Origin of the sequence: Phenylobacterium sp. (genome assembly GCF_036263695.1) — a bacterium.
Classification (GTDB): Bacteria; Pseudomonadota; Alphaproteobacteria; order Caulobacterales; family Caulobacteraceae; genus Phenylobacterium.
Genome location: NZ_DATAGM010000251.1, coordinates 1 through 9,481 on the forward strand (window position 1 = coordinate 1; position 9,481 = coordinate 9,481).

At 69.3% G+C, this 9,481-nt stretch carries 10 protein-coding genes and 1 pseudogene; 5 read left to right on the plus strand and 6 right to left on the minus strand.

Annotated features, from left to right (window positions below):
- The 4 genes from hemA to VHK87_RS10090 all read right to left on the minus strand — a co-directional run.
- Window positions 1-1,042, minus strand: a 1,042-nt coding sequence (hemA, locus tag VHK87_RS10075) for a 5-aminolevulinate synthase (protein ID WP_329634765.1), incomplete at its 3' end; no start/stop codon positions are given.
- A gap of 152 nt (window positions 1,043-1,194) precedes the next feature.
- Window positions 1,195-2,088, minus strand: a complete 894-nt coding sequence (gene mmsB / locus VHK87_RS10080) for a 3-hydroxyisobutyrate dehydrogenase (protein WP_329634766.1) — start codon at window positions 2,086-2,088, stop codon at window positions 1,195-1,197.
- A gap of 168 nt (window positions 2,089-2,256) precedes the next feature.
- Window positions 2,257-2,994: a methyltransferase gene (locus VHK87_RS10085; RefSeq protein ID WP_329634767.1), complete on the minus strand. Its 738-nt coding sequence runs from the start codon at window positions 2,992-2,994 to the stop codon at window positions 2,257-2,259.
- A gap of 56 nt (window positions 2,995-3,050) precedes the next feature.
- Window positions 3,051-4,097, minus strand: coding sequence for an enoyl-CoA hydratase/isomerase family protein (locus VHK87_RS10090; RefSeq protein WP_329634768.1), 1,047 nt, complete (start codon window positions 4,095-4,097; stop codon window positions 3,051-3,053).
- Between the two features lie 92 nt (window positions 4,098-4,189).
- On the opposite strand from VHK87_RS10090, the gene VHK87_RS10095 reads away from it, so the two are divergent.
- Both VHK87_RS10095 and VHK87_RS10100 read left to right on the plus strand, forming a co-directional pair.
- A complete protein-coding gene (locus VHK87_RS10095) occupies window positions 4,190-4,549 on the plus strand; it encodes a nuclear transport factor 2 family protein (protein ID WP_329634769.1) in 360 nt (119 codons plus the stop codon).
- A gap of 99 nt (window positions 4,550-4,648) precedes the next feature.
- Complete coding sequence (locus VHK87_RS10100) at window positions 4,649-5,437, plus strand: helix-turn-helix transcriptional regulator (RefSeq protein ID WP_329634770.1); 789 nt, start codon at window positions 4,649-4,651, stop codon at window positions 5,435-5,437.
- A 132-nt stretch (window positions 5,438-5,569) separates the two neighbouring features.
- Here VHK87_RS10100 and VHK87_RS10105 read toward each other — a convergent pair whose 3' ends face one another.
- Window positions 5,570-6,709: an acyl-CoA dehydrogenase family protein gene (locus VHK87_RS10105; RefSeq protein ID WP_329634771.1), complete on the minus strand. Its 1,140-nt coding sequence runs from the start codon at window positions 6,707-6,709 to the stop codon at window positions 5,570-5,572.
- Window positions 6,710-6,714: 5 nt separating this feature from the next.
- Window positions 6,715-7,068, minus strand: a complete 354-nt coding sequence (locus VHK87_RS10110) for a DUF805 domain-containing protein (RefSeq protein ID WP_329634772.1) — start codon at window positions 7,066-7,068, stop codon at window positions 6,715-6,717.
- Between the two features lie 75 nt (window positions 7,069-7,143).
- Between VHK87_RS10110 and hemB the strand changes: the two genes are divergently transcribed.
- From hemB to VHK87_RS10120, 3 genes and pseudogenes are all read left to right on the plus strand, one after another.
- On the plus strand, window positions 7,144-8,160 hold the full coding sequence (gene hemB / locus VHK87_RS10115; RefSeq protein ID WP_329634773.1) for a porphobilinogen synthase: 1,017 nt from the start codon (window positions 7,144-7,146) through the stop codon (window positions 8,158-8,160).
- Window positions 8,161-8,431: 271 nt separating this feature from the next.
- Window positions 8,432-8,596 (plus strand): annotated as a pseudogene (locus tag VHK87_RS19485) (M64 family metallopeptidase); the annotation flags it as partial.
- Window positions 8,597-8,616: 20 nt separating this feature from the next.
- A partial coding sequence (locus VHK87_RS10120; protein ID WP_329634774.1) for a hypothetical protein occupies window positions 8,617-9,481 on the plus strand: 865 nt, incomplete at its 3' end.

Consider the following 9,481-nt stretch of genomic DNA (forward strand, 5'->3'; position numbering starts at 1 on the left):
CGCTGATCAGCTTGCAGTGGACCGGATCGCCCACCAGCAGCGGCACGATGTGGCTGACCGAAGAGTCCATCACCGGCAGTCCGGCCTTGCGCATGCGCGCCTTCAGGGTCGCGGCGCGCTCCTGGTGGCGTTCGCGGATCTCGTCGTGCTGCTTCAGCCAGCGGATGGAAGTCAGGGCGCCGGCCGCCAGCGCAGGAGGCAGCGAGGTCGTGAAGATGAAGCCGTCGGCGTAGGAGCGGATGGCGTCGACGATCACAGCGTCGGCCGCAATGTAGCCGCCCATCACGCCCACGGCCTTGGCCAAGGTCGCCTCGATGATGTCGATGTCGGCCATCGCGCCGTCGCGCTCGGCGACCCCGCCGCCCCGGTTGCCGTACATGCCGACCGCGTGGACTTCGTCGATGTAGGTCAGGGCGCCGTACTGCTTGGCAAGCTTCACGATCGCCGGAATGTCGGCGATGTCGCCGTCCATCGAATAGACGCTCTCGAAGGCGATCAGCTTGGGCGCGCCTTCGGGCGCGGCTGCCAGCAGCTCTTCCAGGTGGGCCAGGTCGTTGTGGCGGAACACCTTGCGCTGCTCGCGGGACCCGGCGCGGATGCCGGAGATCATCGAGTTGTGGTTCAGCTCGTCGGAGAAGACGATCAGCCCGGGCAGGATCTTGTAGAGGGTGGACAGCGTCGCCTCGTTGGAGACGTAGCCCGAGGTGAACAGCAGCGCCGCTTCCTTGCCGTGCCAGTCGGCGAGCTCGCGCTCCAGCTCGACATGGTAGTGGGTGGTGCCGGAGATGTTGCGGGTGCCGCCGGAGCCGGCGCCGGCCTCCTCGATGGCCTTGTGCATGGCGTCCAGAACGATCGGGTTCTGCCCTTGGCCGAGGTAGTCGTTCGAGCACCAGACGGTGACGTCGGCCGTCGTGCCGTCGTCGCGCGTCCAGGTCGCCACGGGGAAGTCGCCGCGGTGGCGCTTCAGGTCGATGAAGACCCGATAGCGACCTTCTTCGTGGACGCGGTCCAGCGCGTTGTTGAAGGCGGCCTTGTAGTCCATCACCTCGAACTCCCCCCGTCGCGGGCCGAAACGCCAGGACCGCAACGGTTCCCCTGACTCCCGGCTATTTGGCGCCGTGTACGGCGAATGTCCACCGGACAGGCCCCCGCGAGGCCCTGATCTGCGTCAAACGGCGCCTGTTCTTCGCGAAATCACGCCAGTTCGGAGAGCTGTCCGCGGACCAGCTGCAGGATCGCGGAGAAGTCCTTGTTCCCGTAGCCCAACCGGTCGAACAGGGCATAGAGCCCTTCAGCCTGGGCCCCCAACGGCGTCGCCGCGCCCGCCCGGGCGGCGGCCTCCTGCGCGAGCTTGAGATCCTTCAGCATCATGGCGACCGTGAAGCCGCCTTCGTAGCCCCTGTTTGAAGGCGCCGCCTCCACCGGCCCCGGCCAGGGGCAATAGCTGGTGAGGCTCCAGCACTGGCCGGAGGACTTGGAGGCGATCTCGAAGAACCGCTCTGGCGCCAGCCCCAGCCGTTCGGCCAGGGCGAAGGCCTCGCAGACGGCGATCATCGAGGCGCCCAGCACCATGTTGTTGCAGATCTTCGCCGCCTGCCCCGCCCCGTGGTCGCCGGCCCGGATCACCGCCCGGGCCATCGGCGTCAGCGCCGCCTCGACGGCGGCGAAGTCCGCCTCATCGCAGCCGACCATGAAGGCCAGCGTGCCGGCTGCGGCCGCGGCCACGCCACCGGAGACCGGCGCATCGGCGAAGGCGAAGCGCCTCTCCTTGGCCTGTGCCGCCACCGCCCGGGCGCTCTCCACGTCGATCGTCGAACAGTCGATCAGCAGGGTCCCGTCCCGAACGTTGGGCAGCACGTCCTCGCCGTAGACCTGCCGCACGTGCGGCCCGGCTGGCAGCATGGTGATGACGGCGTCTACATCCCGGACCGCCTCGGCCACCGAAACCGCAGGCCGGCAGCCGGCCTCCGCCGCCCGCTCGACCGCCTCTGCCGACAGGTCGAAGGCCAGGACGTCATGCCCCGCCTTCGTTTGGTTGGCGGCCATCCCGCCGCCCATGTTGCCGAGGCCGATGAACGCGATGCGCATGCAAAACTCCTTCCCTCCCCTTCAAGGGGAGGGTGGCCCGAGCGCAGCGAGGGTCGGGTGGGGAAGGTTCGGCCATCCCCAGCGCTCGGGAAGTTCGACACGTCCCCACCCATCCGCGGGGCTACGCCCCGCGTCCACCCTCCCCATGAAGGGGAGGGAAAAAGCGCCTTAGCCCGGCTTGCGGAACTTGAAGACGAACTGGTCGGTCTTGCCGCGGATCGAGGGATCGAAGACGTTGCCGGTCTTCGGGTCGGCCGGGTTCCGCAGGGCGTCGCTCTCGGCGACGAATTGGAAGCCCGCCGCCTCCAGCTCCTTGCGGGCGATGGCCGGATCGATCCGGTGCAGGCTGTCGGCCACTGAAATCGGCGCGCCGGCGATGGCGGTGTGGTCGACGACGACCAGCAGGCCGCCGGGCTTCAAGGCGTCGAACAGCGCCTTGTTGAAGGCCCCCACGTCCAGCTTCAACTGCGCCAGGTGCAGGTCGTGGTAGTTCTGGGCGGTGAAGATCAGGTCCACCGGCTCAGGCAGCTTGGCGAGAACCGGCGGCTGGACGACCTGGACGTTGGCGTAGGTCGGATCCTTGGCGACCGGCTCGATCTGCTTGGCGTAGGGGCCCGAGGTCGCGGCGTAGACCTTGCCGTTCGGTCCGACCGCCTTGGAGAAGATGCGGGTGAAGTAACCGCCGCCGGGGATCAGATCCATCACCTTCTGGCCGGGCTTCACCTCGGCGAAGGCCAGCATCTCGGCCGGCTTGCGGATCGCGTCCCGCTCCTTCTCGGCGGCCGGGCGATTTGCGTCGGCGAGGGCCGCGGCGACATGCGGGGGCGGGCTCTGGGCCAGCGTCGCGGCGGGCGCCGCCATCAGGAAGGTCGCCGCTGCGGCGGCCAGGAACAGCTTGCGAGACATGTGTGCGCCTCCTCCAGTTTTCTCTGGCGGCATAGCGCGCCCGGCCGCGCCAGCCGTCAAGGCAGAGGCGTCCAGGCCTTCTCCGGCGGCAGCGGAGCGAACACTTCGTCGATCATCGCGACGGTCACCTCGGCCAGGCTCGACGGGCTCCAGCGTGGCTGCTGATCCTTGTCGAGGATCACCGCCCGCACCCCTTCGGAGAAGTCGGGGCGTCGGATCAGCCGGAGGGCGATGCGGTACTCCATCTCCATCAGTTGCGCGAAGTCGTCGATGCCGGCTGCGGCCTGCAGCTGGCGGAAGGCGACGGCCGTGGAGAGCGGCGACTTGGACCGGATGATCTCCAGCTGCTCGCGGGCCCAGTCCGAGCGGTCCGCCGCGAGGCCGGCGACCAGCGCCTCCAGGCTCGGCGCGCCGAACAGCCGCCGGATCGCGTCCTGATGGGCGGCGAAAGCCGGTCGGCCGGCCTCGCCCTCGAACTCGGTGAGGATCGTCTCCACCTTGACCGGCTCGGCGAGCACGGCCGCCTTGAAGGCCTCCAGCTTCGCCGCCTCGACGAAGTCGGTCACGACACCCAGCAGTTCGCAATCCGCAGGGCCGATCCGCGCGCCAGTCAGCGCCAGCCAGGCGCCGGCGTGATCGGGCATCCGGGAGAGCCGCCAGCAGGCGCCCACGTCCGGGAAGAGGCCAATCCCGGTCTCCGGCATGGCGAAGCGGGTGCGCTCCGTGGCCACCCGGAAGGCGGCCGGCAGCGAGATGCCCGCGCCGCCGCCCATCACCACCCCGTCCATGATCGCCAGCACCGGCTTGGGGTAGCTGAAGATCAGGTGATCGAGCTGGTACTCCGTGAAGAAGAAGGCCTCGGCCGCCTTCCCGCTCTCTGCCAGGCTGTCGACCAGCGCCCGGATGTCGCCGCCGGCGCAGAAGCCGCGCTCGCCGGCGTGGTCGATCATCACCAGCACGATGGCCGGATCCGCACGCCAGGCCGACAGCGCCTCGATCATCTCCAGGCACATGGCGGTTGTCAGGGCGTGCAGCGCCTGCGGTCGGTTGAGGGTGATCCGGCCCACCTGGCCTTCGGTTCGGATCAGGACTTCCGGGTCCATTGGGCCTCCGTTCACTTCCATTACCTGAGGCGTAATCGCACCGCACGCGCGGCTTCGGCAGCATGGGTCTCGCACAGAAATGGAGACCCGCCATGACCGATCCCATCCTCGTCGCCAACCGCTACATCGAGCTGTGGAACGAGACCGATCCGCAGCGCCGCCGCAGCCTCCTGGAGCAGAGCTGGTCGCCGACCGCCAGCTACGTCGATCCCATCGCCGCGGTTGACGGCCACGCCGGCATGGACGCCCTCGTCGCCGGCGTCCAGGAGCGCTTCCCCGGCTTCCGCTTCCGGCTGGTTGGCGCGCCCGACGGATACGCCGACAAGGTCCGCTTCAGCTGGGAGCTCGGGCCCGACGGCGCCCAGGCTCCCATCCAGGGCTCCGACGTGGTGCTGCTGGAGGACGGGCGCGTGCGCCAGGTCATCGGCTTCCTCGACCGGGTTCCGGCCTGAGTTCGCCCTGCCCGCCGGCCGCTCCTCCCCGCGACCGGCGGGCCCTTCTCCTTACCGGCAAGGCCGCGCTACGCATGGCCGACGAGCAAGGACGACCCGATGAATGTGCATGTCAGGCCGCTGGGCGATCACCTGCGCGAGTGGCGCCAGCGCCGGCGGATGAGCCAAATGGACCTGGCGCTGGAGGCCGAGATCTCGACCCGGCACCTGAGCTTCATCGAGACCGGGCGCTCCCAGCCCAGCCGCGAGATGCTGCTCCTCCTCGCCGAGCAGCTCGAGGTGCCCTTGCGCGAGCGCAACGCCATGCTGGTCGCCGCCGGGTTCGCGCCGATGTTTCCTGAGCGCCCCCTGGACGATCCGGGCCTGGAGCCCGCCCGCCGCGCGCTGGACCTGATCCTGGCTGGTCACGAGCCCTATCCGGCGATCCTCGTAGACCGGCGCTGGAACCTGGTGGCCGGGAACCGGGCCGTGCCCCTGATGCTGCAGGGTGTCGATCCGGCCCTGCTGGAGCCGCCGGTCAACGTGCTGCGCGTGGCCCTGCACCCTAAAGGCCTGGCGGTCCGCACCGCCAACCTCTCCGAGTGGCGCGGCCACCTGCTGGAGCGCCTGCGCCGGGAGATTGGCCAGACCGCCGACACCGGCCTCATCGAACTGATGGAGGAGCTGAAACGCTACCCCGTCCCGCCCGCGCCGGACCGCCGCCCGCAGGACTTCGGCGGCGTCGCCGTGCCCTTCCAGCTGCTCACCGACGCCGGCGTGCTCTCCTTCTTCAGCACCACCACGGTCTTCGGGACCCCGGTCGACATCACCCTCTCCGAACTGGCGCTGGAGACCTTCCTCCCCGCCGACGCGGCGACTGCGGAGGCGATGCGGCAGGCGCTCGCCTAGGGGGTGGTTTCGACCACCAAGACCACCAGGACCACCAAGAGAGCCGCGCGAAGCGCCGTGACCATTCATGTCGGCCTCAGCGAACCAGTCTCGGTTACGGAGCCCCTTGATGGTCTTGGTGGTCCAAATCAGTCACTGCCGGAACATCTCCCTTGAGATGATCACCCGCATGATCTCGTTGGTGCCTTCCAGGATCTGGTGGACGCGCAGGTCGCGGACGATGCGCTCCAGGGGGTAGTCCTGCAGGTAGCCGTAGCCGCCGTGCAGCTGCAGCGCCTCGTTGGCGACGGAGAAGCCGGCGTCCGTGGCGAACCGCTTGGCCATAGCGCAGAGCTTGGTCGCCGCTGGGTCGCGCGCATCCAGCGCCGCCGCCGCGCGCCGGACCATCAGCCGGGCCGCCTCCAACTCGGTCGCCATGTCGGCGATCTTGAACTGCAGGGCCTGGAAGTCCTTCAGCGGCCGGCCGAACTGCTGGCGCTGCTCCATGTAAGTCTTGGCCGTATCGAGGGCGAAGCCAGCCCCGCCGAGCGAACAGGCGGCGATGTTCAGCCGCCCGCCGTCCAGCCCCATCATCGCGAACCGGAAGCCCTCGCCCTCGGCGCCGACCCGGTTCTCGGCGGGCACGCGCACCCCGTCGAAGTTCACCTGGGCGGTCGGCTGGGCGTTCCAACCCATCTTCCGCTCCTGCGCGCCGAACGTGAGGCCGGGGCTGTCCTTCTCCACTACGAAGCAGGAGACGCCCTTGGCGCCCGGCTCGCCGGTGCGCGCCATCACCACATAGATGTCGGACACGCCCCCGCCCGAGATGAAGGCCTTGGAGCCGTCCAGCACGTAGCTCTCGCCGTCGCGCCGGGCGGTGGTGCGCAGGGCCGCCGCGTCCGACCCCGACCCGGGCTCAGTCAGGCAGTAGGAGGCGATCAGCTCCATCGACGTCAGGCGCGGCACGTACTTGCGGCGCAGCTCGGCCGAGCCGAACCGGTCGACCATCCAGGTCGCCATGTTGTGGATGGTCAGATAGGCGGTGACCGGCACGTCGCCGTAGGCCAGCGCCTCGAAGATGATCGCCGCATCGAGCCGCGACAGCCCCGCCCCGCCCGTCTCCTCCGAAGTGTAGATGCCAGCGAACCCCAGCTCGGCCGCCTTGCGCAGCACGTCCACCGGGAAGTGCTTCTCCGCATCCCACCGCGCCGAGTGCGGCGCCAGCTCCGCCGCCGCGAAGGCGCTTGCGGCCTCCTGGATCGCACGCTGCTCCTCTGAGAGCTCGAAATCCATGGCCGCTACGCCCTGGCCGGCAGCAGCCGGGCTGGCGGGCCGAAGCGGTTCACCCGCTCGTCCGGCGATCCGGCCGCGAGGAAGACCAGGAAGACGACCCCGATCAGCGGCACGAAGCTCAGCAGCATCCACCAGCCCGACTGGTCCCGGTCGTGGAGGCGGCGGATGCCCGTGAGGATCAGCGGCGCCGAGGCCGCGACGCCGACGATGATCGGGATTGTCAGGTCTCGCGGGTCCACGCCGCGGTAGATGAGGAATACGGCCAGCCAGGCGGCCAGCACGATGGTGAACTCCAGCCGGCTCGCCCGTCCGGACAGGTCGAAGATGTTGAAAGGGCGTTGGGCCCGAACGTCGCTCATGCGGCGGACCTTCCCTGAGCCGCTCGCGCTGTCAACGCACTTGCCAGCCGGGCCCGGCGGCGCCACAGCCCGGCCATGACCGTGCCGCCCCTCGCCCCGTACCCCGCCCTGCGCCTGCGCCGGCTGCGCCAGGCGCCCTGGATCCGCGACCTGGTGCGCGAGAGCGTGCTGACGCCGGCCGACTTCATCTGGTCGATGGTGGTGCACGAGGGCGACGGCGAGGTTCCGGTGGGCTCTATGCCCGGCGTCTCGCGGCTGTCGGTGGCCGGCTGCGCCGAGGCGGCCCGTCAGGCCCGGGCGCTGGGCATCCCCGCCATCGCCGTTTTTCCGCACATCGACGGGGCCAAGAAGGACGCCGGCGGCCGGCTGGCGTTCGACCCGGACAACGTCGTCGCCCGCGCCGTCAAGGCGATGAAGGACGCCGCCCCCGAGGTCGGGATCATGTGCGACGTGGCCCTCGACCCGTTCACCGACCACGGCCACGACGGGATCATCGAGGCCGGCAAGATCCTCAACGACGCCACCATCGAGCGGCTCGTCGAGCAGGGCCTGATGCAGGCCGCCGCCGGGGCGGACATCCTGGCCCCCTCCGATATGATGGACGGCAGGGTCGGCGCGCTGCGCCAGGCGCTGGAAGGCGCAGGGCGCCAGGACGTGATGATCATGTCGTACGCAGCCAAGTACGCCTCGGCCTTCTACGGCCCCTACCGGGAGGCGATCGGCTCCGGGAAGCTGGGCACGGGGACGGTCGACAATCCGGGCGACAAGAAGACCTATCAGATGGACCCCGCCAACACCGAGGAGGCCCTGCGTGAGGTGGCCCTCGACATCGCCGAAGGCGCCGACATGGTCATGGTCAAGCCGGGGATGCCGTACCTCGACATCGCCCGCCGCCTGGTCGAGACCTTCCGCATGCCGACCTTCGCGTTCCAGGTCAGCGGCGAATACGCGATGATCATGGCCGCCGCCCAGAACGGCTGGCTGGACGAAGAGCGCGCCATCCTGGAGAGCCTCACCGCCTTCAAGCGCGCCGGCTGCGCCGGCATCATCACCTACTTCGCGCCGCGGGCGGCGAGGCTGCTGGGCGCCTGACGGGCTAGCCATTTCGGGCAGCCGGCACACCGCATTTCACCTGGACAGTGGCGGGTGTATGGCGGCATCGTTCAACCTCGTGGCGAGTGTGAGAGCTTGTCTCCCATCGCTTCGGGGGGAGCGCCATGGCGCAGAAACAAAAAACCCTTAGGCTTACCGTCGCCTATAGCGCGACCGGCGCGACCGTTCAGAGCCACGAGTTCGTCGACGCGGCCCCGGCGCTCAGCGACCCGAGGCCGAAGCCCACGTCAACGGCGACTGCTCACAGCCCTCGCAGGCGCAGGGTCCGGCCGGCGTCGGTGTGTTCGAGGGTGGCAAGTACCGCCATTGCGGCGTCTTCCGACCCACAGCCATCTGCAAGATGCGAGTCGTCACAGCGCCGTTCTGCACGGTGTGCCAGGCGGTCATCGAGACGAAGCTGGAGACCTTTCTCTAACCGCTGCCGCGGAGGATGCGATGCCCAACAAGAAGCTGAAGGTGCTGTGCGTCCACGGCCTCGGGGATCACCGCGCGTCCGACTGGAAGACCAAATGGCCTGAGGCGATCGACTCCGTCTTCCCGGTCCCGGGCGTGACGCTGGACTACGAGTTCCTCACCTACGACGACATCTTCGAGCAGGTGGACATCTCCTTCGCCGAGACCGCCGTGGCAGCGGCCAAACTGACGGTGAGTGGGATCGGCTCGGTGTTCCGCCGCCACAAGGGCGTGATGGGCGACCTCTCGGAGAAGATCCGCTGGACGGCCGGCTACGTCGTCGCCTGGGTGGAGGATGACGGCTTCCGCCAGCAGAGCCGCGACCGCCTGCTAGAGGCGATCCGCACCCACCGCCCCAACGTCATTCTGGCCCACAGCCTGGGCTCGCTGGTGACCTACAACGCCTTCACCCACCCGGACGCCAAAGACCCGGAGATCGCCCAGATCCTGAAGCGGGCGACCTACGTGACCTTCGGCTCGCAGATCAACAACCCGTTCGTGATCCGCAACACCACCAACGGCCGGGTGCAGGAGCTGGGCGTCGCCTTCTGGCACCACCTCTACAACGAGCACGACGACGTCTTCACCGCGCCGATCCGCAACTGGCGCGCGCCGAACTTCAACCAGACCGAAACCCCGTTCGACGACGAGGGCGTCGGCGACCATGCGGCGGCCAGCTACTTCAGGCACCGCAACACCATCGAGAACGTCTGGCGCCCGCTCGGCGCCACGGCCGTCGGGGCCAAGGCGTTCGGATCGGCGCCGACCGTGCGCACCCGCGCGGCGGCGGCGAAGCGGCGCAAGCAGCGGCGCGCGCTGCTGGTCGGGATCAATGACTATCCCGAGG